Raw genomic sequence first — 24,925 nt, 5'->3', positions numbered from 1 at the left:
TCCCGACATTTGGTAATCGCTCCAGGTGTGACCGGGGAAGGCGGTTTTTTCTTTCGCCCGCCGGGCGGCGCCGATCAAACTTCAAATGGCGACCCGATTCGTGCGAGCATTGCAGCCGAAGAACCTGTACTGGAGTACCCCATGCCTCACCGCCTCATCGGAATCTTAGTCTTTTTGGGCGTTGCCCAGATTGCCTTCGCCGACACCACCGCCGTCACGGCCGACGGGCGCAAGGTGATCCTGCACGACAACGGCAAGTGGAGTGAGGCAACCGAGTCCGGCAAAAAAGAAGGCGACCCCGTCGCAATGCTGACGCTTGAGAAAAAGTCCGACCTGGCGCGCGGTTGTCGCCTCGGCTTGCGGCTACAAAATGATCTGCAAGCACAGATCCGCACGCTGGTACTGCGCTTCACCGCCTACAAGGGTGAAAAGCTGCCTTTCGAAACAGTCAGTCGCGGCTATTCGTACATCAAGCCGACCGCATCGCAATACCAGGAGATCGACTTCCGCGGCATCACCTGCGGAGAGATCGTTTCGATCGGCGTCGAGGCCGCAAGAAACTGTCACGTTGGTGCGTTGACGAAGTATTCCGCCGACGAAAAGCATTGCCTGAAGCTGATCGAAGTCGCGCCGAGTACCATCGTGCCGATTGCGAAGAAAGCCGAGGAATAAGCGTATCCAGCGATACGGGGCATCGCTGACAGCCGGCGCTACGTATACCTTCCATGCCGTCCCGCCCGAATAGCCGGCCGACCGTTCACTGGCCTTTCGACGGGCCGACTGCGACCACTGCCTGAACAACCATCGGTCGACGCCCTGCCAATCGCTGTCGGCGTCACCGGCCGGCCGACCAGCAACCCCATCGGTTCGCTCGCTGCAACGCTGATCGACGGAAGACCTCGACGCAATCGGGCAACACCTCCACAATGCCGACATGCGACGGCGCGCCATTTCAATCCGTTGGCAGATCGCCATGGCCTTGGGAATCATGGCATGTCTGATACTCGGTATGGCCGTGGCAGCCAGCCTCGGTATTCAGCGCGCATCCTATTTCCTGCAACGCGCCGATAAGTCGCATACCCAGTTGCAACTGGCATCGCGTCTTTCGAGCGAGATATATGCCTACGTCGTGATTCGCGCCAGCGCTATGACGCCGGGACGGTCAGACCCCATTCTCCAGGACGCCGAACGCCGCATCGATACGCTGCTGGAAGAATTCGATACCGTGTTGCGCAGCGAAGTCGCATTGATCTCAACAGACGACGAGCGCGCGCGCGAAAACGACGAGTTCGATCGCACCGCCGAACTGCGCCGACAAACGCGGGCCTTGTTCGATCACCCGACGGTGTTCACCCTGGATGGCGGGCCTGGTAGCCAGGTCGCCGGCATCAAGGGTCTCACGGCCGAACTCATTGGCCACGTGAAACAACACATTGAACCGGTGATTGCCCGACTGGTGATCGATGAAAAAAGGGAAATCGCGGCCGTCGACCTGGGCATGCGCGAGCTGCGCGGCACACTGCTCGCGACAGGCGTCGCGATTGCCTTCTCTTGCCTGTTTTTGGCGGTATTTCTGGTGTGGCACGTACGGCGTGTGCTGTCATCACCCATCTCCGAGATCATCAGCGCCGCTGCGGCGCTCTCCTCTGGGCGCACGCGGCGCGACCTGGGCGCATTTCGGCATGACGAACTGGGGCTGCTGGCACGCCATTTCGACCGTATGGCGAAGCGCGTGGAACACCACCGTACCAAATTGGAGACACTCAACGAACAACTCGAACACCGGGTCGCCGAGCGAACCGAGCTCCTGAATCGCTCCAATCAGCGGCTGCAATCCATCGACGACAGCCGCAAGCGTTTTCTCGCCAACGTAAGCCACGAGTTGCGCACGCCCCTGACCGCCATCATAGGAGAAACCGAACTGGCCCTGCAGGACGCAGACGCGATCGATCCCGAGATGGCACAGTCATTGCGTTGCATTAGTGCAAATGCTGCGTACCTGCGGCGGCGGGTGCAGGATCTCTTGCTACTCGCGCGCTCCGAGGACGGCCAGTTACAGCTCGAGCTGCAACCCGTCGACTTGGTTGAGCTGGTCGCAGAGGTATGCACCCAGGCACGAGGGCTGGCCGAGATCGAGCAGGTGGCGATCGACGTGCAGGTCGGCAACGACGTAAAGCTTGCACGCGTCATGGCCGACCCGAGCTGGCTGGGACAATGTCTGCTTGGCTTGATCGACAACGCGGTCAAGTTCTCGCTGCCGGGAAATACGGTGAGGGTCGTGCTCATACAGAGGAACGATGCCTGGCGCATCGAGATACTCGACCAGGGGCCCGGTTTTGACGACCCCACCCTGCCGGACCTTTTCGACCGCTACTACCAAACGAGCGGAGGAAGGATGCGTGGAGGCGCCGGCCTGGGTCTGGCCATCGCCCATTGGATCATCAAACAACATGACGCGGACATTCAGATCGGCAACACCGAAGAAGGCGCACTGGTGGCCATCGAACTCAATCGCTTGGACGAACCATGACGAGACTACTGCTGTGTGAAGACGATTCCAGCGTTGGCCAGATGATCCAACGGGGACTGCGCAAGACCGGTTTCGAAGTCGACTGGGTGCAGCAAGGCTATCAGGCACTCGATCTTGCATTCACCGGGCGATACCAATCACTGGTGCTGGATCTGATGCTGCCCGATATCGACGGCCTGGCACTGTGCCGACGCTTGCGCGAACAGCAGATCACCACGCCGGTGCTGATGCTCACAGCACGAGACAGCGTCGAGCACAAAGTCGACGGCTTCGAAGCCGGCGCCGACGATTATCTGACCAAACCATTTGCCTTCGCCGAACTGCTTGCACGGATGAAGGCCCTGATTCGCCGCAGCGGCGCTGCCGACACCGATGACGTGGTGGACTATGGAGCGATGCGCCTCGATCGCGGGGCACGCGAGGTGTTCTGCCATGGCGAACGTGTCGAGTTGACCGAACGCGAATTCCAGCTGCTTGTGTGCCTGGCAGAACAGGCCGGCAAGGTCGTCTCGCGGGAACGGATTATTCAGTGCGCCTGGGGCGCGGACAGCGACATCTCGGACAACGCCGTGGATGTCTATGTCGGATACCTTCGTAAGAAGATGCACGCCCATTGCCAGCGACCCTTCATCCGCACGGTCCGTGGCGCCGGCTTCAAACTCGATCTATCCCCGCTGGCCGTCTAGCCAGGGTTAACAAAAAAAACGGCCGGCGAATCGCCGGCCGCAATCTCGAGGCGTCCAACTGACGCGTCTCACAATGACACGAGCCACCTTGGGGGGACGCAACAAGGATAGGTTGCAGTTTATGAGTAAGTCCTGAGAAACCGGCAACAGCCTGGGACGATCATCGCAAGCGGTAAACGACCGGTACCGTGACCTCGAACGGCACCGGTTCGCCGGCCGGCAAATTCGGAAAAGGCGCGGCCTCTCTTGCCAACCTGACGGCTGCTTCGTCCAGTACCTGGTGCCCGGAAGTGGCAACCACCGCAACGCTTAGCAAGGATCCGCTCGCATTGATCGACAGGCGCAGGGTGACGGTTCCCTGCTTTCGGCGCATCAGCGCTTTTCGCGGATAGCGCTTGCCGCGCTCTATGCGGGCCCGCAATTGCTGAGTGTAACGCCCAGTCACCTCCGCCGAGGGTCTGGATGTGCTCTTGCGAACGTCAACCTCTTGGCTTCTCTTAGCCTGGCTCGACGACGGTGCCGCGGCTGTCGGTGCCTGACTTCGTGATTCGACCGTTTGCGATCTCGCTTGCTGAACTGCGTCTGGCTTAGCTGGAGGCTTGGGCTTGGGCTTGGGCTTGGGCTTGGGCTTGGGCTTGGGCTTGGGCTTGGGCTTGGGCTTGGGCAAGGATTTCGGCAATTTCCTCTCAGCCTCTTGCACTGCCTCGGGTTGGCGCTCCGTCGGCAGGACCTGCTGTATGTCGGGATCAGCAATGGGTTCGACCGGCAGTGGTTGTGGCTCAGGTGGCGGAGACGGTTCGGGTTCGGCTTGCGGGGCTGTTTGCTGGGCCTCTGATGCCGCCGATTCTGCGCTCTCGCGTAGGGCATCGTCGGTTTGGCTCACCTCGGGTGCATCCGCCGGCAATGCGATGACGGCAATATCCAGGGCGATAGGTCCTTCGCCAGCCGGCGAGTGAGCCACATCGGGTTCCAGGCTCTGCAGTATCCCGAGGTTCAGTATCAACGCAGCAACGAAGGCGAATAGCCAGTGCATAGTTGTCGCGGAGATCGGCATAGATTTGAGCGCAGATAGGTATCGAACTAGCTTGTCACGATCGGCAAACCCACCAGGCGAATGTCGCGTACGCCAAGCTGCCGCAGTTTGGCAATCAACCCCAGCATCGTCCGCGCGTTGAGTTCGGGGTCGGCCCTGACCGTCAAGACGCCATCCAACGGCGCAAACATTTCCGCAGACAACGCCTCCAGCGTATGAACGGTTCCCCGATAGCCGATACGTCCGTCAGCAGCGACCAACAGCTGGTCGCTGTCGGGTTTGCCCGGCTCTCCCGATGCGATAAGGAGCGCATCGAGATCAAACGGCTCAGCCGGCGTTAAGGTTCCAGCCATCAAAAAGAAAACCAGAAGCAGGAACGCGACGTTGATAAGTCCCAGCGTCTGATCGTCGGACGCTGGACGATAGCGGTGCTTGTCGGGCAGTTCGAGTTTCATTCGCGCAAGCCGAAAACCACGCGTTGCAGCCCTGCCAGTCGGGCCGCATCGACGACGCCGATCAGGTCTTGTAGCGGAGTGTCGGCCGCCGGCACCAGCACAATCGTAGTGTCTGGTGGTTGCGATTCAACGTACGCAATGAAAGCAGACAGACCGAATCGTTGATCCTTGCGTTCGACCGCTCCACCGGGGTGGACGACAAACTGCAACGTGTCCTGCGCTGGCGGCAGTGTTGCGGTCGTCCCACCCAGGTGGAAATCCATCCCCTGCCAGTTGTCGAGACTGGACGCCAACATGAAGAAGAACAGCAGAATGAAAACGACGTCGATCAGGGGCGTAAGCCCAATCAAACTGCGCCGACGTGGGTGCGCGATCTGGATCTTCATGCGCCTGCTGGATCTTGCCCATGCGCGCTCAGCACCAGCCGGGTCAAAGCGTCCTCGATCTGATGGCGCAATCGATGAACCGAACCCTCGAACAGGCTCAGCACCGCGGCGACCGGCATCGCAACGGCCAGCCCAGCGGCTGTCGTCAACAATGCCTGCCATATCCCACCCGACAGAACGGCCGGGTCCACCTGGCGACCGGCGCTTTCCATCGCCTGAAATGCATCGATCATTCCAAGAACGGTGCCGAACAGGCCGAGCAATGGGCTCAATGCGGCTATCACCTCCAGGATCCGCAGGTAACGAATCCGCCTTTCGAGCAATTCGGCAGCAACGCGCTCCGCTTCTTCGCGGACGAACGCGTCATGCCTGCCTGCAAGCATCGCATCGATCGCGGCAACAAGGACACGCTGCACCGGCTGACGACCCGCCCGCGCATGTTCGAGGGCGAGCTTCCGATCTCCCTCCTGCCATGCCTTCAACACGCGCTGAACGGCAGCTGCGCTACCAATACCGAACGGCAGAAATTGCCACAGTTTCACCAGTATCACGGTGGTCGCCACAATCGACATGACGAGCAGGATGACGACAACCGGGCCACCGCTTTGCAGCAACGTAGAGTCCGATAAGAAAGGCAATAGCTTGTCTGTATTCATGTCATCACAGTGGGTGGCGAAGGATTGCGACGATTAAACAAGCAGGCATCGCACCCTGCCCGCGCGTTAAAACGTCGCCTCAACACCGATCCAGCCGCCACGCGGCGACCCCGGGCCGAGAAAGCGCGGGTCGTCGTAGGCTGCACCGAGAACCTCGTCCGGCTCGCCCAACACGCCAAATGTCTCGTATTCCTTGTCGAACACGTTGTCGACGCGCGCAATAACGCTGAACGTCTTGTTCACCTGGTAACGCATGCGCAGATTGGTTACGGCATAGCCATCGATCGGGTCGAGCTGATTGGATTCGTCACCACGCAGATACTGATCCGACGCGTAGATAACCTCACCGCCCAACAACAGGGCCGGCGTCACCTTGTAGTCGGCACCGACCTTGAATACATGCTCCGGGATACCTGGGATGCGGTCGCCCTTCTCGACGGCGATCTCGCCGCCAACGGCTTGCGGATGATTCTCGCTCGGCGCCCTGAAGTCGCTCTGGAAGGTGGCGTCGAGATAGGTGTAGCCGGCAAACCAGTCGAGACGGTCCGAGAACGCGCTACCGGAAACGCCCAACTCGATGCCACGGCGGCGCGTATCGCCGATGTTGTCGAAATAGCCTTCGCTGGTCAGTGCGCCGGATGAGATAAAGATGATGTCGTCTTCGTTGGTGGTGGTGAACGCAGCAACGTTCCAGTTAATCCCGCCCGATCGGCCCCGCGCGCCGAGTTCGAATGTCTTGGCAACCACCTGGTCAAGCGGCGGATCGGCTACAAAGGCGTTCGGCAGGCGGCAGGGGTCGTCCGGATCGGCGCAGGTCAGCTCCACCGGCGTCGGAGCCCGCGTGGACTCGCTGTAGCTGCCATACAGGGTCACCGATGGCTTGAGTGCATAGCTGGCGCCTATCGAGGGGTTGAACCGGCTGAAGGTATGATCACCGTTCAGGGCTGTTCCCAACTGGTCGTCCAGTTCCACGTTGGTGCTGTTCCAGCGCCCAGCCAGGTTCAAGGTGAGCGCGTCGCTCACGCGCAGCGAATCAAAGAAAAACAGGCCAAAGCTGCGCGTTCTGGTTTTCACATCGACGAACGACTCGCCGTCATACACACCGCCACCAACCGCCAGGCGCGTTGCATCGAGCGAACCCAGCTCGGTCTTGGCGCGGTAGTGGGCACGACCTTCGTCCCATGCTCCACCCACGATCAGTTGATTCTCGTGACCGGCAAGGTCGTGCAGGAAGGTTGCCTGCAGCGTCATGCCGAAGCTGTCTTGATCGGTCTGCGAGGTGTTGACGGTTGCGCCTTCGAGCGCCTCGGAGGCTGCGATCGGGTTGCCGTTTGGATCTTCGACGACCTCTTCAGTACCGTCATCTTCAATGCATAACAGTCCGGCGTTGGCCGGCAGCGCACATTCCTCGATATCCGAGTCATCACCGTTCAGCGTCGAGATGTCGTGCTGACGATAATAGATATTGCCGGCCAGCAACGTGTTCTCATTCAACTCTGTCTCGCCGTTGAGCGTCACCGCGAACAACTCGTTTTCGGTCTGATCAGGCCGCGTAAAGATCGCCTCGCGATCCTCGTCCAACAGTTGTGACGGCGTTGCGCCGTTGCCGATCAGGTCGGAGTCCGCAATGTTGATGCCGAGATCCAGACGCGATACACCCGCCTGCCAGCTCACCTTGCCGAACAACGATTGGGCGGTCGACGGCGAATAATCGCGCCACCCTTCTTCATCGAAGTACGACAGCGCAAGGTAATAGGCCCACTCGCCGTGTTGCGCACCGGTCTCTGCCGCAACCTCCCAGCGGTCAAATGATCCGCCGAGCACAGATACGCGGCTCCGATCTGTCGTGAATCCGTCTTTGGTTCGGTAAGACAAGGCACCACCCAAGGTGTTGAGACCGAACAATGGGTTCGAACCCGGTATCAGGTTGATGCTACCGATGGCGTGCTGCGGGATCATGTCCCAGTGAACGGTATCGCCGAACACACTGTTGAGCCGCACGCCATCGCCGTACACCGCGATACCTTGTGGCAGTCCAAGCAGCGGCGAGGCAGTAAAGCCGCGATACTGCACATCAGGTTGCAGAGGATTGTTTTGTGCGGCATTCAGCGTGACGCTGCTCAGCTTGCGGTTCAGCGAGTCGGTAACATCCAGGCCACCGTCCTCTAGGTCGTCCCGCGTCAGCGTCTGGACGTTTGCCGGATACTCGCCGGCCGGCACGCCGGTACCGTGCAGCGGCGTAACGCCGATGACCTCGATCGCATCGACGGCCTGCGCCGACCGCACCGCCGTCGGCGTTGCCCCAGCGACAACCAGGGAGTACACGAGAGCCACACGGCCGGCGCGGTGCGACGAATCAAAGAGAGCCATGACTTGGGTCACCTCACGGAAATTATCGTCGGGAAGCCCAGCTCACACCCTGCCGCCGGCTGGGTAGGCTAGGGATTCCCGCCTCGGAATCGTTGTGTTGCAAACGTTAACAACCCAACTCTGAGGATTTCCTGAGAGCTTGCCCCTCTGACGCGTGCGGCGATGCCGCCGTATCGGGCGTCGGTGAAGCGATGGATGGTGCGGGTGGTCGCTGAGACACCAGGGAGAGAAGATGTGCCGGAACACTGGTTGATCAGCGCGACGTTGCGTCAAACGCTGAACGACACAACGTCCTGCGCGCTGTCCGGGGCTGCATGACGCACAGCGCCGCCCCCGGTCAACGACGGTAGGCGATCAGCGACGTCGCTTTCTGCGCCAGAACAAAGGCTTGAACTTCACCGGCCTGTCCGGTGCCTCGTCCGGCGGATCACTGTAGGTGAATTCACCGGATCCGTTGCCGATAAAGCGGCCACCTTGACCATAGTGATTCATCGCGGCACGCAGGTCTTTCGACTGGCGTGCCGGCATACTGAGTGTCCACAGCACGATGAAGGCTCCGATAACCGGAATCAGTGGTATCGGGAAGGCCAGTATTTTCAGGATAAGCGGGCAATCCGAGCGGACCAGCTTCCACCACGCAATGACTGCCAGCAACAGCCCCGCGGCCAAAACCACCATTCGGCCGGTGCTTGCGGTCGCATAGTCGATGAAGTGTTCCATGGCCTAGCGAGGCTCAGTTCCTGATCGAAGTGTTCTTTATCTTATCGGCAGACCTTGCCGACATCACACCATTCGACAGCGTCAATCGTTGCCGTGCAGACAATCTTGTTCTGCATGCGGAAAACCTACAGGAGCGTGCCTTCGCAAAAGGCTTTGACCGCCATTTACTGCCAATCAATCTCCGGCGGTACGGCAGCCCGGTTCAACTCCAGGCAATAGCGCGCACGCTCATGCACCGATGCCCGCAGTTCATCGCTGGTGAAGAGCAGCGCGGAGTTTCGCCCATACCGGCACGGCCTGGCTGCTGGGCGTTTTTGCATAGATATCGAGAATCTCCACCGAATCGCCGCGTTGCACTTTGCCGAGTGTGATCACCTGTCCCTGCTCCTCGCGGTCGGAGTAACGCTTCTGCACCACCCGGAAATCCTCCACGACATCGTAGCGCCGGCCAATGGCCGGTGCATCTTCGTGAACCATCAACTTGAGATCGTAGAAGCGACCGTTTTTGAGCTTACCGATAATTGCCCAACCGTCGGTCGTCTGTACCGGTGTGTTAGTGCCGGATTCGGTGACCGATACCTGCGTCGACGAGGTCTGCTGAGCACCCGGTTCGTCAAACACACCGATCTTGCTCAACACACCGATCAATGTGGCGACCGCGGTAATTACGCCGGCCAATGCGGTCAACACACCCGGGAGAGTGTGCCACCAGGACTTCTTGTCTTCTGTCATGCTTTTCTCCCGATCGGCCTAGCCTGTATCAATTGCCACCCGTCGCTTTGGTCAGCACGCGATCGAGATGGTCGGCAAACGCCTTCCTGTCGTTGCTGCTGAGTGCCGGCGGCCCACCCGTGTCGAAACCGCTGGAGCGCATGGTGTCGAGAAAATCCCGCATATTGAGTCGCGCTTTGACGTTGTCCTTGGTGAACAGCTCGCCTCGAGGGCTCAACGCAACGCCGCCCTTGTCGATGACATCTGCCGCCAGCGGGATATCGCTCGTGATCACGAGGTCGCCGGCGTCGACTCTGCGGACGATCTCCTCATCGGCGACATCGAAACCACGCGGCACCTGAAGCATTTGCACGAAGTTTGAACGGGGTATCCGCACCGCCTGGTTGGCAACCACCGTGACCAGAACTTTCGTCCGCTCGGCCGCCCTGAACAAGATCTCTTTGATCACCACCGGACAGGCATCACCGTCTACCCAAATTTTCATATCAGTTCCCCGGCACCGACGTCATGGCTATCAGTCCTCATTGCGACACAGGTACAAGAGAAAGCTGAGCCGATGCGCTCAATTGGTCTTGAAGCTCGCATGACAATTCAAACATTGATGCATCAACTGCCCGGTAAACTCGGCCAACGATGACATATCGTCGGTTTCCGCACGAATCGCCAACTCTTCGAACATCAGGTGAGTCGGACCGCCCAACTCCTTGAACGCCTCAGGCAACTTCTGCCGCACAGTATCTGGCGTCGCGCGCGCCATTCGGTTGCCGGATGTCCTCGCTGAACGCGCGATCAACTCGCGATCTTCGCTGCCTATTCCGGCGAGTATGCCCTGGATACTGGCCAGCATCTGGCGCATCTCGGACAGGAACTGATTCTCCTCGCTCGGTGTCAGCTGCAAACTCAATCGGCTGTCGGTGTCGTTCTCGCCGCCTGCAGCCCCGATTGGGAAACCTGCCAACAGCAAAAACAACGCCGATATACTGGCAATACGTTTCATATCAATTGCGTCCACTGTACCGGTGGTAGCCGCCCGTTCGAATCGGGTCATTACAAAGGTAACGTTGGTTCAATTTGTGTTCGTAACAGAGAGCATAAGCCAATCCGCCACCTAATCCAGCAGACCGATCCCATCGACGCGCGTCACCTTGGCATTTACATCAAAAATAACGCGCACTGCTTGCTCCTGCCTTTCCACAGCGCTGCCGCTCGGTGCGAGCCTGCGAACCACATACCAATAAGAATGCCCGACCGGCTCGGCGGCCGTCTTGACCGGTGCGTACAGTATTCGCACTTCGTCTGGCGGACCCAGGATATCGACGACCTCAGACACATCCATACCGGTCTGTATCTGCATGCCGGCAGACTGAATGAAGTGAACCCTCTCTGCTGAGGCTTGATAGGGATACGTCGTTATCTCTTTCAGACGAAACCAGTCCACGGATGAATCACCCCACGAGATCATCGGCATGGCCGATAAAACAAACCACCACAGGATTCTTTTCATTCAGACGACCGGCGAATAAGCCAAACGTTGACGGCACAGTCGCTTCGCATCCCGATCACAACCTCTCTCTGGGCTGCACCCGGGAACTGCAACACGCAACCATGGCACTTACCACAGTGCCGGGTCGCGCAGCGCAGCCACGCATGAGAGCGTGCAAGGTTGCACATCAGATACGCTGTCCCGCAAAGCCATCGCCTGCCAACCGAACGGATACGTCAATTCGTACGGCGGCAGGAAGTGACTGGCCAAATCGGCATCGAAACCAAACCTGCCGTAATACGCCGGATCGCCGTACACGAACAGCATGTCGACACCGTTATCTGAAAGCATCTGCCTGCCCGCCTCCACCAGCTTTACCCCGACCCCGGCCCCCTGATACTCGGGTCGTACGCCGAGCGGCGCCAGTACATATCCAATCCGAGCAGCGTTGGACTCCATCGCCAATGGGCTGAATGCTATGTGGCCGACCAGATGACCGTCGACCTCGGCAACCAAGCTGATCGTTTCCGGCGACGTACGCTCGGTCAGCAGCCGTTCCGCCAACGTCGCGACCAATCCGCTCTCGTTTTCAGGGAACGCAGACACATGGATGTCGCGAATCCCCTCACAATCGATGGTCTCCGCTTTTCGTATGCTCGCGACCACACAAGCCTCCCTTCTACCAAGACCGCCGGCACTGCGGTGCAATGATATCGCTAGCGTCGAGCAGCAGTTGCAAACCTGTCTGCCAGGATATCGACCAACAGAGGATGATCACCGATCAGGGCGGATACCTGCAGCCGAAGCCCGGAGTTGCGCTCTGTAGCAGCACTGCAGATCTCCGCTATGTCGCCGCCGTCACCGGCGTGCTTACCCGGCAACAAGAACATCATGGCGACCACAACCCTTGCCTGATCATCGCTCGAGGCGATGTGATCGAGCTCGTCGGCCAACAGTCGCCCGTTGAAGTCGTACTCGGGGCCCTCGCGGCGCTCCATCACTGCCTGCGTGAGATGGATCCCGCCACCAAGCCGCTCTGCAAGCTGCTGTGCAACCCATTTGCGTACATTGGTCACGACCGGCGTAGGCGAGCCGTGATCGGTCAGAACGACGTGAGTCATCGAACGATCCAGATGCTCTGCTGCTTTCCCGATATGCGATGCCACAATGTCGACCAAACGCGACTCACCAGCGGGCAACGGCGAGATCACGTCGGCCACGCGCACACCGAAAGCGCCATACGTCTGCGCAAGTAGCGCCACCTGCTGGGGAATGAACGAGGTCAGGGCCCTGCTTTCGCCGAAGAACAGCGGCAATATGATGAACTCTCGGCATCCCGCTTGCAGCCTCGTTTGCACATATTCGGCAAAGACGTTTGCAGGCTCACCACCCAACTCGACGGCAGGTATTTTGTCAGCATGCTGCAGAGACACCGGCGCCACGGGCCTCTCTAGCTTCACGGAGAGGGCCGCAGCCAACTCGCGTAGCCTCAACGTGGCCTCGGCACGTCGCGACCCGTTGTCCACCAGGAGCACCAGTGGTTCCATCAAACTCTTCTCCAACACCTGAATTTTGGGAATTTTCGCGCAGTATGGGGCGCCGTGTTAACCCGGCTTGTGTAAAGGAGAAAGTGACCAGGACGGACGGAAATGGCGGGATTGAGCTGTGACCGATATCGCTGGGAATCGATCACAGCTGCTCAGACATCAAACGATCGCGATCAACTCGATGTCGAAGGTCAACGACTTGCCGGCGAGCGGATGATTGGCATCCAGCTTCACCGTCTCTTCGGTGAAAGACACGACCGTGAAGTTATCGACACGGCCCTCCTGGCTCTGCCCCTGCAACACCATACCCTCGCGCAATTCCACGCCTTCCGGCATCAACTCGCGCGGCACGTCCTGAACCATGGATTGGTTGACCTCGCCATACGCCTCTTCCGGCGGAAGCGTGACCTTGCAGCTCTCCCCAACACCAAGATCGGCCACGGCATTCTCGAACCCCGCAATCAGTTGTCCCTTTCCCATCGCAAATTCAAGCGGTTCGCGGCCGCGCGAGGTATCGAACTCGGTCCCGTCATCCAGGGTACCTGTGTAATGCACGCGAACGGTGTCGCCTGACTTCGGCTTTTGCATGATGTAGCTCCTTTCGGCTATTGGGGAATGACCACGCCAGCGGCGGATTCGCACAACCACTACGCAACAGCCGCAGAGCCATGAAATTACCGGCAACCCAGTCTCATATCCGCCACCCTAGACAACCTCGACGGATAACTCAAATCGATCTATTTATGCAGTACCGAAAGGTGCACAAGGTGAGCTAGATAGTGCCCAGGTGCATGGCAGCCAATCCTGACAACACGAACGCGCTCGCGCTCAGCAGAATGGTCTTGGGGTTGATGCCGACAGAAGCAACGTAGGCCATCAATACTGCCGCGACCGCCACGTGCAGCCACCACACCACGGAATCATCCCGGGACGCGGCACCGGCAAGCATCGCGACGACGAACACAGTGAACAGCACGCGTGCCGTCAGCCTGGTTGCGCGCACACCATAGCGCACGGCGAAAGAATACTTGCCGGCTCGGCGATCGGTTTCGATCTGCGGCGGCTGATGCGACAACAGCAGCGCTACCGCCAACGCAGCGAACGCCAAACTGCCGGCGACCCAAGAGGCGTCGGCCGGGCGCCCGGCCACCAGCCACAGACAACCGAACACGCCGGGGCCGTAGCACAGGCCCGTCACCCACTCACCGAGATGAGTGTACGACAGCGGTTTTTCTCCGGCGTTATAGAGGTACCCGAGCCCCACCATTGGCAGCGCGACCGCCATCAACCACAGCTGGTCCTGCAGCCACAGCACGACAATACCCAGCAGCCCTCCGACGAGCAGGGCGACAGTGCCGTGCACGACGGCAACCGACGGCCGTTGGTCGTGAACACGCACCCACGAATCGTGCTTCTCGGTATCCGCACCCAGCCGCCAGTCAGCCGCATCGTTATAGAGATTGATCGCATGCTGCACCAGCACAACCGCCAGCGTGGCCAACAACAGCCCCAGAGTGAACTGCACATCACCCCGGGCCAACCACCAGACCCCCAGACCGGGCAGTATCGAGACAAGGTAGATCGGCGGGTTGAGCGCCTCTCGCCAATCGGCGACGCGCTCAGTTGCGGCTTGAGTCAAAGGCCGGCCCCATTGAGAACACGCGACGCCGGCATCTCAACCGCCATCGAGACTCTTCGATGCGATTTCGTAAACATCCTTCGACACCTTGATAGCCACAATGGCTTCGAGCACCGCTCGCATCTTCGCCTGACGATCCTCGTCGTAGCGACGCCAACGCGACAATGCACGAACCAGGCGGGCCGCGATCTGCGGGTTGGCGGGATCGAGTTCCAGCACGCGCTTCTTGAGAAATTCGTAGCCCGAACCATCCGCGGCGTGAAAGCGTACCGGGTTGGCGTTGGCAAAGGCGCCAATCAGCGCCCGCACCTTGTTCGGGTTATGCATCGAGAACGCATGGTGTTGCATCAGCGCCTTGACCCGATCGAGGGTGTCACTGCGATTCGACATCGCCTGCACACCGAACCATTTATCCATCACCAGGGCATCGCGCCGCCAGCGCGACTCGAAATCGGCCAGCACCTCTTCGCGCGCTGCGTGATCACCGTCGGCTATCAACGCCAACGCCGCCATCACATCAGTCATATTGTGTTGCGCGAGGTACTGCTGGCGACATAACTCCTCGCCCGCAAGGCTGGCCGATGCCAGATAACCAAGAACCCGGTTCTTCAGGCTGCGACGACCGATGGCCTGCGGCGTGGGTTGATACTCGCCTGCCTCCTGCAGCGCCGCATAGGTGTCGTTCAACTCGCGATCCAACTCGCGCCCGATCATGGCACGCAAGGTTTCACGCGCCAGGTGCAGACCGTCGATGTCCACGGTCTCCATGAAGTCTCCCAGATAGCCGATCGACGGCAGCGCCAACACCTCGGCAACGAGCGCCGGCTGTGCCTGCTCGTCGAGCAGGCTGCGGCGGAATGCCTCGAGTACGCCGTCGGGAACCAGCATCTCGACGCCATCCTGGTACTGCTGGACCATGCCGAGCAACACACGCCGAACCAGTGTCTGCGCCGCATCCCAGCGGTTGAAGCCATCACTGTCGTGCGCCATCAGGAACATCAGGTCATCATCGGCATAGCCGTAATCGAGATTGACCGGCGCACTGAAGCCACGCAGGAGTGAAGGGACCGGTTTCTGCGCGACCCCGTGAAAGACGTACTGCTGTTTTGCCTGCGTGAGCTGCAGCGTGTGCTCGGTGGCGGTTTCACCGCCCGCTTCGAGCGATACCGATAGATCGTCACCATCGGCACCCACCAGACCGGTCACGATCGGGATCAGAAAGGGCGGTTTATTGGTCTGCCCAGGGGTATCGGGCACTGATTGTTCGAAGGTCAGCGCGAAGGTTTGTGCCTCTGGGTCGTACTCGGATTGCACCTTCACCTGCGGTGTGCCGGCATAGTCGTACCAATGCTGCATCTGGCCCAGATCCTTGCCCGAGGCATCGGCCATGCAGCGCACAAAGTCCTCGGTCGTGACCGCCTGGCCATCGTGCCGCTCGAAGTACAGGTCGGTTGCCTTGCGAAACAGCTCGGGGCCGAGCAGGTTCGCCTGCATGCGCACCACCTCGGCGCCTTTTTCGTAGACCGTCAGGGTGTAGAAGTTGTTGATCTCGATATAGCTGTCGGGGCGGATCGGATGTGCCATCGGGCTGGCATCCTCGGCGAACTGATGTGCGCGTAACATGCGCACGTCTTCTATCCGCTTCACACCACGCGCACCCATGTCGGCCGAAAACTCCTGGTCGCGGAAGACCGTGAAGCCCTCCTTCAACGACAACTGAAACCAATCGCGGCACGTGATGCGGTTGCCCGTCCAGTTGTGGAAGTACTCGTGCCCGATAACGCCTTCGATGCCGAGAAAATCGGTATCGGTCGCGGTGTCCGCCCGCGCCAGCACATACTTGGAATTGAAGACGTTCAACCCCTTATTTTCCATCGCGCCCATGTTGAAGTCGTTTACCGCGACGACGTTGTAGACATCCAGGTCATACTCGCGACCGTACTTCTCTTCATCCCATCGCATCGCGTTGATTAAAGAACGCATCGCGTGGTCGCACTTATCGATATTCTCCGGTTCAACGTACAGACGCAGTTGAACCGTGCGGCCCGAAGGCGTGCTGTGGCTGTCTTCGATGTAACGCAGATCGCCGGCGACCAGCGCGAACAGGTAGCTGGGCTTGGGAATCGGATCGTCCCAGACCGCATAGTGGCGACCATCGGCCAAATCCCCCGACTCGCGTGGATTGCCGTTGGACAACAGCACCGGGTACTGCGCCTTGTCGGCCTCGAGGCGCACGGTGAAACAGGCCATCACGTCCGGCCGGTCGAGGAACCAGGTGATCTTGCGAAATCCTTCGGGTTCGCATTGGGTGCAGAACATACCGCCCGAGCGGTACAAACCCTCCAGCGCGGTGTTCTTTTCCGGCGCGATGATTACCTCGCTCTCGAGCACGAAGGCCTCGGGTGGGTCGAGCAAGGTCAGCGACTCCTCGTCGATCCGATAGTGATCGGCCGACATCTCGCTGCCGTTCAGTCGCGTCCACACCGGCTCCAGGCCTTCGCCATTGAGCTTGAGCGCCCCTCCCTTCCCCTGCGGGTTGCGCTTGATCGCCAGGCGCGAAACGACGCGCGTTCCTTGTTCACGCAAGTCGAAACTCAGATCGACCGTTTCGATCAGGTAGTCGGGCGGCTGATAGTCCTTGAGGCGAATCGTGCGCGGTGAGGCTTCTTTCATGGCGAATCTCGGTTTGGCAGCTTAATGGGTTGGATCATAGCGAGCCGGTGAGGCGGCGCGAAGCCCCCAAACCGCGGCCAGCCAATGGGTAAATCCCCGGTTTCGCCGACGATCGCTGGTTGCTACGATGACAATAGCCATTCATAGGAGAACAGCATGCCGGAAATCGTCATGTATACCACCGCGATGTGCCCCTATTGCGTGCGCGCGAAAATGCTGCTGCAACGCAAAGGGATGAACTGGGAAGAAAAGCGCATCGATCTGGACCACGGTCTGATGAGCGAAATGCTGCAGCGCAGCAACCGAAGAACGGTACCACAGATTTTCATTGGCGATCACCACGTTGGCGGCTATGACGACATGGCGGAACTCGACGCCATGGGCCAACTCGACCCGATGCTCGGCCTGGTGGCGGCCGGCATGCCGGGTGACACCCCACACACGCGCGACTCGTCGGAAGACGCGCCGACCTGATCCGAGCAATCCCGGCTTATGCTGTACTCCTGCCGGCTAGGATCGATTCGAGGCGCCGACATCGTCATTCGGGCGATGCCGGCTGCCTCCCGTGTTGAAGCAAGCAATGCCTGACAACACCGAACGCATGCGTCTCGACAAATGGCTGTGGGCCGCACGCTTCTACAAAACCCGCGGCCTCGCCGGCGAGGCGATCGAAGGCGGCAAGGTGCATCTGAACGGCCAGCGCACCAAACCCGGCAAGGATATCCGTGTCGGCAGCCGGCTTGAGATCAACAAAGAAGGGCTGACCTGGGACATCGAAGTCTGCGTACTGCCCAAACAACGTCGCCCTGCCGCGGAAGCCCGCGGCTTCTATACCGAAACCGATGAGAGTCAGCGAAGACGCGAACAGATGCTTGAGCAACTGCGCACCGCCCGTCAGGCCACGCCGCTGCAAACCGCAACCAAGCCGAACAAGCGCGATCGCCGCTTGATCCACCGTTTCAAAGAAGACAGCCGCCGCTAGGCCGCACGACCGCCCGGCCTTCCCATTACCCATGGACCAGGATGCCTTCCGCGAAACCTACCGTGAAGTCAACGAGATCTACTGCGCCTTCGAGAAAGGCGTGCTCACCAACCAGTGCAACTGCAGCGAAGCCGAACGTTTCTGTATCGCCGAGCGCGAAGGCGTTCACTGCAACAACGAGGCTGGCCAGGCGCGCTGCCTGAAGTGGCTGGAGCTGCTGCGCGAACAGGCACGCTTCGCATTGCGTACCGAAGAAGAACGCCGCTTGCTGCCGCATGGCAAGGCGATTCGCCTGCAGGTCGGGGGCATGCGCGGCCTGCTACGTGTGCTGGCCGGCGAGAGCGCGCAGGAACCGAGTGAGCGCGAAATCAAAGACATCAACGATGCCCTGGCGCGCGCAGAGGCGAGGTTTGGTCAACTCGAAGCCGCCCCCTTTTCAGAGATCATGCGCGACGTAGCGGCCTACCAGGTACGCAAACGTTCCAGGCGCAAGCGTTGAAGATCGAAAGCTGGGGATAACGGTCACCCGCCAATTGCCGGCGGGTGACCCGGTGCAGGTGATCAGTGCCGGTTCAACACGGCGCTGCTGTCTTCTTCATACATGTCGGGCAGTTCGTGCGCAATGCCTTTATGGCAGTCGATGCAGGTCTTGCCCTCGGCGAATCCTTCCTGGTGTTCCTTGCGTCCGCGACGCCCCTGCTTCACATAGTCCATTGAATTGAACTCATGGCAGTTGCGGCATTCGCGCGAGTCGGTCTCTTTCATTGCGTCCCACACGTGGCGGGCCAACTCCAGTCGCTTCGCTTCGAATTTCTCGCGCGTATCGATCGAGCCGAGCGCCTTGTGGTACAGCTCGTTGGTCGCCTGGATCTTGCGCTTAACTTTGTATATCCACTCTTTCGGCACGTGACAATCGGGGCACGTCGCCCGAACGCCGGTCCGGTTGTTGTAGTGGACGGTCTGGACGTATTCCTCGTACACGTTGTCGCGCATCTCATGACACGAGATACAGAACTCTTCCGTATTGGTCATCTCCATCGCCCAGTTGAAACCACCCCAGAACAGGATGCCGACGATGAAGGCGATCAGCAATGCGCCGAGCGCAAAACCACCGGCCTTTTGTTTATAGGTCATTCCTAACTCCCCGCAGTACCGCTCAGTTCATTCGCATGGTGTCGACCGGCTGGAAGGTATTCTCGACCAGCGGCTTGGCATCGACCTGCGGAACGTGACACTGGGTACAGAAATAGCGCCGAGCCGAGACGTTGGACAACACGGCGCCATCGCGACTTTCGAAGTGCGTCTGGCTGATCTTGGTTGCGTTGTGCTCGCGGTAGTTCTTCCAGCTATGGCAACTCAAACACTTGTTGTGCTTGACGTTGATGATGTATCCGTCGATCTGGTGTGGGATCAGCGGCGGTTGTTGCAGGTAATCGCGCTGCAATGGCTGATGATCCTTGTAATAGGTTTTGAGTTCAGCCGCCTGGGTGTCTGCGTTGGAATCAACGGCCGCATCGCCGCGCAGCGACTTCACCTCGGCGCCGGCACTCGAAGCGAACAACAAGGCAACAACCAACAGGTAAAATAGTGATAGCGGGTTCTTCATAGCGAGCCACCTAACTTGCTGTATTGATCGATAGTCATCTTTCTTCATCCTGCCGATTGTCTTTCGGCTTTCGTTATCTCAGGTTGCGAACGCCGCGGCGCATCGCGCTCGTTATTCACGGCTGCCGGAACCGTAGCCGGATGTGAAAAACGCGTGGTAAAGGTAAATACGTCACGGGTACACACATCGATGCAGCGCCCGCAGTTCGTGCAGTGCCCCGAAGCTATGATCGGACCGAGGCCTTTGTCCGCCCCTTTCAATGCCGGCTTGATCACCTGGTGCTCCGGACACACCGCAAAGCAATCCATGCAGTCGTCACATTCCTCACGCTTCACGGCGGCCACGCGCAGCACAGCGCCCTCGCCGAGCAGGCCATAAAACGCCCCAACCGGGCACAAATGGCCACACCAGGCACGCCGGCCGACGAACAGGTCGAGCAGGAACACGGCCGCGACCACGCCCCAAGCCAAACCCATGCCGAAGATCAGTCCGCGGTAGACCATCGACACGGGATTGATCAACTCCCAGGCGATGCTGCCGCTGATCGCGGAAACGACGAGAATCGCACCCAGCAACCAGTACCTTGCCTTCTCTGAGAGCTGCGCACCGCTCTTGATATTCAAACGCATGCGCAGCCATTCGGCGGTATCGGTCACGATATTGATCGGGCAAACCCAACTGCAATAGACGCGCCCGCCGACCAATAGATAAAACACCAGCACGATGAACACCCCGGTCAACGCGGCGGCTTCCGGCAAATGTCCGGCGAACAGCATCTGCAATGCGACCAACGGATCGGTCAGCGGCAGTGTATCCAGGGTGAGACTGGATGCCAGATTGCCTTTCACGATCCAGTAGCCGAGCCAGGGGCCGGCCATAAAGAGCGCCAGGATGCCGAGCTGGCTCAAACGCCGCAGGATCAGATAACGGTGCGCACCGATCCACCCCTTGCTGGCAATCGCCTCTTGCCCAGGACGCTCGCCGGGTTTCATCACAACCCTCCTTTGCGATTGAGGGTATCGAGCGGGTTATCTGAGAACGGTGGCACGCCCTGCTGGCCCGGCTGCTGCTCTGGCACCAGGCCTTTGCCACCGTGTTCGTATCGCATACCTTCAGGCAGGTTGTATTGGTGCGGGGCGTCCGGCGTCACCAGCGCCTTGCCGGCATCGGCCTTCTGCTCCCAGCCAAGACGGTAGTGCTTGCCCAGCATGCCTTTGGCCAGCGCCAGCGGAAACACCTTGATCGCCGCCTCTTCGAGAATGCACGACTTCTCGCACTTGCCGCAGCCGGTGCAATCTTTCGAATGCACCACCGGAATAAACAAGGCATGTTTGCCGCTGCGGTCGTTGTGTTGGTAGTTCAACGTAATCGCCTTGCCGCGCACCGGGCACACGTTGAAGCACACCTCGCAGCGCAAACCCTGAAACGCAATGCAGGCCTCCTGATCGACCACAACAGCCAGTCCCATGCGGGCTGCATTGATCTCGGTGAGAGCGGGATCGAGCGCACCCGTCGGGCAGGCCTTCACGCACGGTATGTCGTCGCACATCTCGCACGGAATGTCGCGAGCATGGAAATAGGGTGTGCCCAGGGCAACCTCATCGCCGAGTTGCGCCAGTTTCAGGGTGTCGTACGGACAATCACGAACGCACAGACCACAGCGCACGCAGGCAGCCTGAAACGCCTGCTCATCACCGGCGCCGGGCGGACGGATCGCAGTAGCCGGCAAGGCGCGCGCCTGGCGCTGATAGACGCCAAGCGTCATCGCCACCAGGCCGACACCGACCGCGGTGCGCAGCGTATCGGTCAGAAACCGACGCCGCGCCGGATCGACCTTGCCGTGCTGGTCTTTACCCTTTGCCATTGCCTATCTCGCTGACTGCCTGGATACGCCCGGTACCGCTATGCGACCTCGACCTTGACCGCGTTCTTTTTGAAGTCGGTCTCCTTCGACAGCGGATCGGTGGCATCGAGCGTGAGCTTGTTGACCAGGCGGCTGGCATCGAACCAGGGAACGAACACCAGGCCTTCCGGCGGCTTGTTGCGTCCACGCGTTTCGACACGGCACACAATGTCGCCGCGACGACTGGTGATCTTGGCCGACATGCCGCGCTTCAAGCCGCGCTTTTCAGCATCCTTGGGGTGCATGTAGACCACGGCATCCGGCACGGCGCGATACAACTCCGGAACGCGACGCGTCATCGAACCGGAATGCCAGTGCTCTAGCACGCGGCCGGTGGTCAGCCACAGATCGTATTCTGCATCCGGCGCCTCGGCCGGCGGCTCGTAGGGCGCGGTGATGATATTGGCGCGACCATCGGCATTGCCGTAGAACTGGATGCCCTTGCCCTTTTCGACAAACGGGTCGTAGCCCTCGCGATAGCGCCACAGGGTCTCTTTGCCGTTGACCACCGGCCAGCGCAGCCCGCGCGACTTGTGATAGGCCGCGAATTCGCCAAGGTCGTGACCTTTCTTCGGCCCTTCGGTGCCGAAGATGCGGTATTCCTCGAACAGCCCCTTCTGCAGATAGAAACCGAAGTGTTCCATCTCATCGTTGTCGTAGGCGTTGCCGCGATCGTCGGTGACAGTTTCTTTCGGGAACTTGTCGACCTGGCCGTTGGCATACAGGATGTCGAACAGGGTCTTGCCACGGTACTCGGGCATCTTTGCCAACAGGTCGTCGGGCCACACGTCTTCGGCCTTGAAGTATTTCGAGAACTCGACCACCTGCCATACGTCGGAGCGAGACTCGCCCGGCGCTTTGACCTGCTGGCGCCAGAACTGCGTGCGGCGCTCGGCGTTGCCGTAGGCGCCTTCCTTCTCGGCCCACATCGCCGTCGGCAGGATCAGGTCGGCAGCAGTAGCGGACACCGTCGGGTACGGGTCGGAAACCACCACGAAGTTCTTCGGATTGCGCCAGCCCGGATAGATCTCGTCATTGATGTTCGGACCGGCCTGCATGTTGTTGTTGCACTGAACCCAGTAGCAGTTCAGTTTGCCGTCTTTGAGCATACGGCTCTGCAATACCGCGTGATAGCCGACCTTACCCGGCAGGGTGCCTTCCGGCAGTCGCCAGACCTTTTCAGCGAAGTCGCGGTGCGGCTTTTTCTTGACGACAAGATCAGCCGGCAGGCGATGCGCGAAGGTACCCACCTCGCGAGCGGTACCGCATGCCGAGGGTTGACCGGTCAACGAGAACGGACCGTTGCCGGGCTCGGAGATCTTGCCGGTCAGCAGGTGCACGTTGTAGCAGAGACCGTTCACCCAAACGCCGCGTACGTGCTGGTTGAAGCCCATGGTCCAATACGACACGACCTTCTTGTTCGGATCGGCGTAGATCTTGGCCAGCGCCTCGAGTCGATCCGCCGGCACACCGGAAAGCTCGGATACGTACTCCAGCGTGTAGGGCTCGAGGGTTTTCTTATATTCCTCGAAATCGATCTTGGCGAGTTTGCCTTTGCCGGCGTTCTTCGCCGCCTGCTCGCGTGGATCGTTGGGGCGCAGGCCATAACCGATGTCGGTCGGCGTTTTGGTGAAGTTGACGTGTTGATTGACGAAGTCCCAGTTAACCGCATCGTTCTGCACGATGTAGTTGGCGATGTAGTTGAGGATCGCCAGGTCGGTCTGAGGCTTGAAGATCATGCCGTTGTCGGCAAGCTCGAAACTGCGGTGCTCGAACGTCGACAGCACGTGCACTTCGCACCCCGGCTTGGTCAGGCGCGTATCGGTCAGGCGCGACCACAGAATCGGGTGCATCTCGGCCATGTTCGATCCCCACAGCACGAACGCGTCGGCATGTTCGAGATCGTCGTAGCAGCCCATCGGCTCATCGGCGCCGAATGCGCGAATGAACGCGCCGACGGCCGACGCCATGCAGTGGCGGGCGTTGGGATCGATGTTGTTTGAGCGGAAGCCGGCCTTGTACAGCTTGGACGCCGCATAGCCTTCCCAGACCGTCCATTGACCAGAGCCGAACATGCCCACGCTCGAAACGAGTTCTTCGGGCGGCTTTCCTTGGTTCGCGGCCAGATCGTTCTTGATCGCCGTTTTCCATTTGTCGGCCATGGTGTTGAACGCTTCGTCCCACGAGACGGGTTCAAAATCGCCTTCTTTGTCATATACGCCGTTGCGCTTGCGCAGCAAGGGCTGGGTCAGGCGATCCTTGCCGTACATGATCTTCGACAGGAAGTAGCCCTTGATACAGTTGAGGCCACGATTGACCGGCGCATCCGGGTCACCCTGCGTGGCCACCACGCGGCCTTCCTTTGTACCAACCAGTACCGAACAGCCGGTGCCGCAGAAACGACATGCAGCTTTGTCCCAGCGAATCGTACTGTCCGCCGGGGCCGCAACGGCTGAAACACCCGGAATGGTGATGCCTGCCGCGGCCGCGGTGGCTGCGATCGCATTGGTCTTGATGAAGTCGCGGCGTGTCTGTTTCATTGTTCGGACTCCTCCGAAGTGTCTTCGGTATCGATCTGGTGATAAACGAGAGAGGAAGAAGCAACGCCATCGAGCGTGGCCAATGCCGTCATGGTGTCGGCACAATCGCTGTAACGGGCCCCTTCCACCGTCACGACCATGCGCCCGCCGTCGTTGGCATGCAGTTCAACGCCCGGCATCTCATCCAGGGCCCGCGCGATCACGGCCACCTGTTCCGGCCGCGACATCAACAACACGCCACACACGTGGTACTCACTCACGCCGCTTCCCTCATCTGAATAGATTGTGTTGGACATACAGCCACGCAAAATCCGCAGCCGGTACATTGGGCGGCATCGATGGCCGGCACCGCCGGACCACCCACCCGCAAGGCAAAGCGAACGGCCCTTGCCTCGCAAACCTCGCCGCAAGACCGGCAGGTAACCCCGTTGCGGGCCACGCAGTCTTCGGCGACCACAGCGATCAGCGACCACGCCGGCGCTACGGCGGGGTCGAGCGCCTGATGGGTACAAGCCCGAGCGCAGTCACCGCAAAACGTACAGCCGCCACGTGCAAAGTCGACGCTGGGAAAACCACCATCGCCCTGAACGAGGATGCCTTCTTCACACACCTTGATGCAGTCGTCGCAACGACGGCATTGGTCGGCAAACGCTGCAACGGCAAACGGCATGCGGGTACCGGCGTCGGCAATCCGGGCTTCGCCGCGCAAGAACGCTCGACGGGAAGTGTCGATTGCTGTCATGAAGGTGATGGCAAAAAGTCTGGGCCGGTGGCAATGAGTGAAGGCTAGAACCAGCGCAGGCGCAGAAACTTGATCTCGCTCAAGACCAGACTCTTGGCAGTTGACCAACGTCAATTGGTCAGCTTTTTTGGCGGCGATCATGGCGATCAGGGCCGACAGCAAGCCTCTGATGGTGATGGCAGGAACGACTATTCAGCACGTACGGCATCATCGTCTGCTGAAATGAGAATATGCGCAGGCGC

28 protein-coding genes are annotated in these 24,925 nt (G+C 59.9%); 6 read left to right on the top strand and 22 right to left on the bottom strand.

The window, feature by feature from the left end; genetic code table 11:
* Positions 1-27 precede the first annotated feature (27 nt).
* The 3 genes from B1781_RS05545 (at position 28) to B1781_RS05535 (ending at position 3,216) form a co-directional block, all read left to right on the top strand.
* On the top strand, positions 28-672 hold the full coding sequence (locus B1781_RS05545; RefSeq protein ID WP_078118707.1) for a hypothetical protein: 645 nt from the start codon (positions 28-30) through the stop codon (positions 670-672).
* Positions 673-973: 301 nt separating this feature from the next.
* The gene (locus tag B1781_RS05540; protein WP_164513264.1) at positions 974-2,530 is read left to right on the top strand and encodes a sensor histidine kinase; all 1,557 of its coding nucleotides are present in this window, start codon (positions 974-976) and stop codon (positions 2,528-2,530) included.
* Entirely contained in the window at positions 2,527-3,216 is a 690-nt protein-coding gene (locus tag B1781_RS05535; RefSeq protein ID WP_078118705.1) for a response regulator transcription factor, read from the top strand. The genes B1781_RS05540 and B1781_RS05535 overlap by 4 nt, the downstream gene beginning before the upstream one ends.
* Positions 3,217-3,376: 160 nt before the next feature.
* Here the strand turns inward: B1781_RS05535 and B1781_RS23325 are convergent, their stop codons facing one another.
* The 15 genes from B1781_RS23325 to pepN all read right to left on the bottom strand — a co-directional run bounded on the left by B1781_RS23325 (position 3,377) and on the right by pepN (position 16,910).
* Positions 3,377-4,249 (bottom strand): energy transducer TonB, encoded by an 873-nt coding sequence (locus tag B1781_RS23325; protein WP_174575399.1) that lies wholly within the window; start codon positions 4,247-4,249, stop codon positions 3,377-3,379.
* A gap of 47 nt (positions 4,250-4,296) precedes the next feature.
* On the bottom strand, positions 4,297-4,704 hold the full coding sequence (locus B1781_RS05525; protein WP_078118703.1) for an ExbD/TolR family protein: 408 nt from the start codon (positions 4,702-4,704) through the stop codon (positions 4,297-4,299).
* A complete protein-coding gene (locus B1781_RS05520) occupies positions 4,701-5,090 on the bottom strand; it encodes an ExbD/TolR family protein (RefSeq protein ID WP_078118702.1) in 390 nt (129 codons plus the stop codon). Before B1781_RS05520 ends, B1781_RS05525 begins: the two co-directional genes overlap by 4 nt.
* Entirely contained in the window at positions 5,087-5,746 is a 660-nt protein-coding gene (locus B1781_RS05515) for a MotA/TolQ/ExbB proton channel family protein (RefSeq protein WP_078118701.1), read from the bottom strand. The genes B1781_RS05520 and B1781_RS05515 overlap by 4 nt, the downstream gene beginning before the upstream one ends.
* Before the next feature lie 66 nt (positions 5,747-5,812).
* Positions 5,813-8,116 (bottom strand): TonB-dependent receptor, encoded by a 2,304-nt coding sequence (locus B1781_RS05510; protein ID WP_078118700.1) that lies wholly within the window; start codon positions 8,114-8,116, stop codon positions 5,813-5,815.
* A 354-nt stretch (positions 8,117-8,470) separates the two neighbouring features.
* On the bottom strand, positions 8,471-8,836 hold the full coding sequence (locus B1781_RS05505) for a hypothetical protein (protein WP_078118699.1): 366 nt from the start codon (positions 8,834-8,836) through the stop codon (positions 8,471-8,473).
* A 249-nt stretch (positions 8,837-9,085) separates the two neighbouring features.
* On the bottom strand, positions 9,086-9,568 hold the full coding sequence (locus B1781_RS05500) for a hypothetical protein (protein ID WP_078118698.1): 483 nt from the start codon (positions 9,566-9,568) through the stop codon (positions 9,086-9,088).
* 28 nt (positions 9,569-9,596) lie between these two features.
* Positions 9,597-10,052 (bottom strand): YaiI/YqxD family protein, encoded by a 456-nt coding sequence (locus B1781_RS05495; protein ID WP_078118697.1) that lies wholly within the window; start codon positions 10,050-10,052, stop codon positions 9,597-9,599.
* A 78-nt stretch (positions 10,053-10,130) separates the two neighbouring features.
* Complete coding sequence (locus tag B1781_RS05490; RefSeq protein WP_078118696.1) at positions 10,131-10,565, bottom strand: cytochrome c; 435 nt, start codon at positions 10,563-10,565, stop codon at positions 10,131-10,133.
* 111 nt (positions 10,566-10,676) lie between these two features.
* Positions 10,677-11,072, bottom strand: a complete 396-nt coding sequence (locus B1781_RS05485) for a hypothetical protein (RefSeq protein ID WP_078118695.1) — start codon at positions 11,070-11,072, stop codon at positions 10,677-10,679.
* A gap of 108 nt (positions 11,073-11,180) precedes the next feature.
* On the bottom strand, positions 11,181-11,717 hold the full coding sequence (locus B1781_RS05480) for a GNAT family N-acetyltransferase (RefSeq protein ID WP_078118694.1): 537 nt from the start codon (positions 11,715-11,717) through the stop codon (positions 11,181-11,183).
* Between the two features lie 50 nt (positions 11,718-11,767).
* Complete coding sequence (locus B1781_RS05475; protein ID WP_078118693.1) at positions 11,768-12,598, bottom strand: sirohydrochlorin chelatase; 831 nt, start codon at positions 12,596-12,598, stop codon at positions 11,768-11,770.
* A 159-nt stretch (positions 12,599-12,757) separates the two neighbouring features.
* Entirely contained in the window at positions 12,758-13,186 is a 429-nt protein-coding gene (locus tag B1781_RS05470; RefSeq protein ID WP_078118692.1) for an FKBP-type peptidyl-prolyl cis-trans isomerase, read from the bottom strand.
* 184 nt (positions 13,187-13,370) lie between these two features.
* Positions 13,371-14,237, bottom strand: coding sequence for a prenyltransferase (locus B1781_RS05465; RefSeq protein ID WP_078118691.1), 867 nt, complete (start codon positions 14,235-14,237; stop codon positions 13,371-13,373).
* A 36-nt stretch (positions 14,238-14,273) separates the two neighbouring features.
* Entirely contained in the window at positions 14,274-16,910 is a 2,637-nt protein-coding gene (pepN, locus tag B1781_RS05460; protein ID WP_078118690.1) for an aminopeptidase N, read from the bottom strand.
* 156 nt (positions 16,911-17,066) lie between these two features.
* Between pepN and grxC the strand changes: the two genes are divergently transcribed.
* The 3 genes from grxC (at position 17,067) to B1781_RS05445 (ending at position 18,391) form a co-directional block, all read left to right on the top strand.
* The gene (gene grxC, locus B1781_RS05455) at positions 17,067-17,384 is read left to right on the top strand and encodes a glutaredoxin 3 (RefSeq protein ID WP_078118689.1); all 318 of its coding nucleotides are present in this window, start codon (positions 17,067-17,069) and stop codon (positions 17,382-17,384) included.
* Positions 17,385-17,490: 106 nt separating this feature from the next.
* Positions 17,491-17,892, top strand: coding sequence for an RNA-binding S4 domain-containing protein (locus B1781_RS05450; protein WP_078118688.1), 402 nt, complete (start codon positions 17,491-17,493; stop codon positions 17,890-17,892).
* Between the two features lie 31 nt (positions 17,893-17,923).
* On the top strand, positions 17,924-18,391 hold the full coding sequence (locus tag B1781_RS05445; protein WP_078118687.1) for a hypothetical protein: 468 nt from the start codon (positions 17,924-17,926) through the stop codon (positions 18,389-18,391).
* Positions 18,392-18,453: 62 nt separating this feature from the next.
* On the opposite strand, the gene B1781_RS05440 is transcribed toward B1781_RS05445, so the two are convergent.
* The 7 genes from B1781_RS05440 to napF are packed head-to-tail and all read right to left on the bottom strand — an operon-like array spanning position 18,454 to position 24,845.
* A complete protein-coding gene (locus B1781_RS05440; RefSeq protein ID WP_078118686.1) occupies positions 18,454-19,026 on the bottom strand; it encodes a NapC/NirT family cytochrome c in 573 nt (190 codons plus the stop codon).
* Between the two features lie 22 nt (positions 19,027-19,048).
* Entirely contained in the window at positions 19,049-19,498 is a 450-nt protein-coding gene (locus B1781_RS05435; protein ID WP_078118685.1) for a nitrate reductase cytochrome c-type subunit, read from the bottom strand.
* 44 nt (positions 19,499-19,542) lie between these two features.
* Positions 19,543-20,490: a quinol dehydrogenase ferredoxin subunit NapH gene (gene napH / locus B1781_RS05430; RefSeq protein ID WP_078118684.1), complete on the bottom strand. Its 948-nt coding sequence runs from the start codon at positions 20,488-20,490 to the stop codon at positions 19,543-19,545.
* Positions 20,490-21,362: a ferredoxin-type protein NapG gene (gene napG / locus B1781_RS05425; RefSeq protein ID WP_078118683.1), complete on the bottom strand. Its 873-nt coding sequence runs from the start codon at positions 21,360-21,362 to the stop codon at positions 20,490-20,492. Before napG ends, napH begins: the two co-directional genes overlap by 1 nt.
* A gap of 38 nt (positions 21,363-21,400) precedes the next feature.
* A complete protein-coding gene (gene napA / locus B1781_RS05420) occupies positions 21,401-23,941 on the bottom strand; it encodes a nitrate reductase catalytic subunit NapA (RefSeq protein ID WP_078118682.1) in 2,541 nt (846 codons plus the stop codon).
* Positions 23,938-24,201, bottom strand: coding sequence for a chaperone NapD (locus B1781_RS05415; RefSeq protein WP_164513263.1), 264 nt, complete (start codon positions 24,199-24,201; stop codon positions 23,938-23,940). Before B1781_RS05415 ends, napA begins: the two co-directional genes overlap by 4 nt.
* Positions 24,198-24,845 (bottom strand): ferredoxin-type protein NapF, encoded by a 648-nt coding sequence (gene napF / locus B1781_RS05410; protein WP_334223890.1) that lies wholly within the window; start codon positions 24,843-24,845, stop codon positions 24,198-24,200. The genes B1781_RS05415 and napF overlap by 4 nt, the downstream gene beginning before the upstream one ends.
* Between the last annotated feature and the right edge of the window lie 80 nt (positions 24,846-24,925).

The organism is Thiosocius teredinicola (assembly GCF_002009425.1).
Lineage (GTDB): Bacteria > Pseudomonadota > Gammaproteobacteria > Chromatiales > Chromatiaceae > Thiosocius > Thiosocius teredinicola.
The sequence above is the reverse complement of the archived record's forward strand: the minus strand, read 5'-3'. Positions and strand labels throughout refer to the sequence as shown.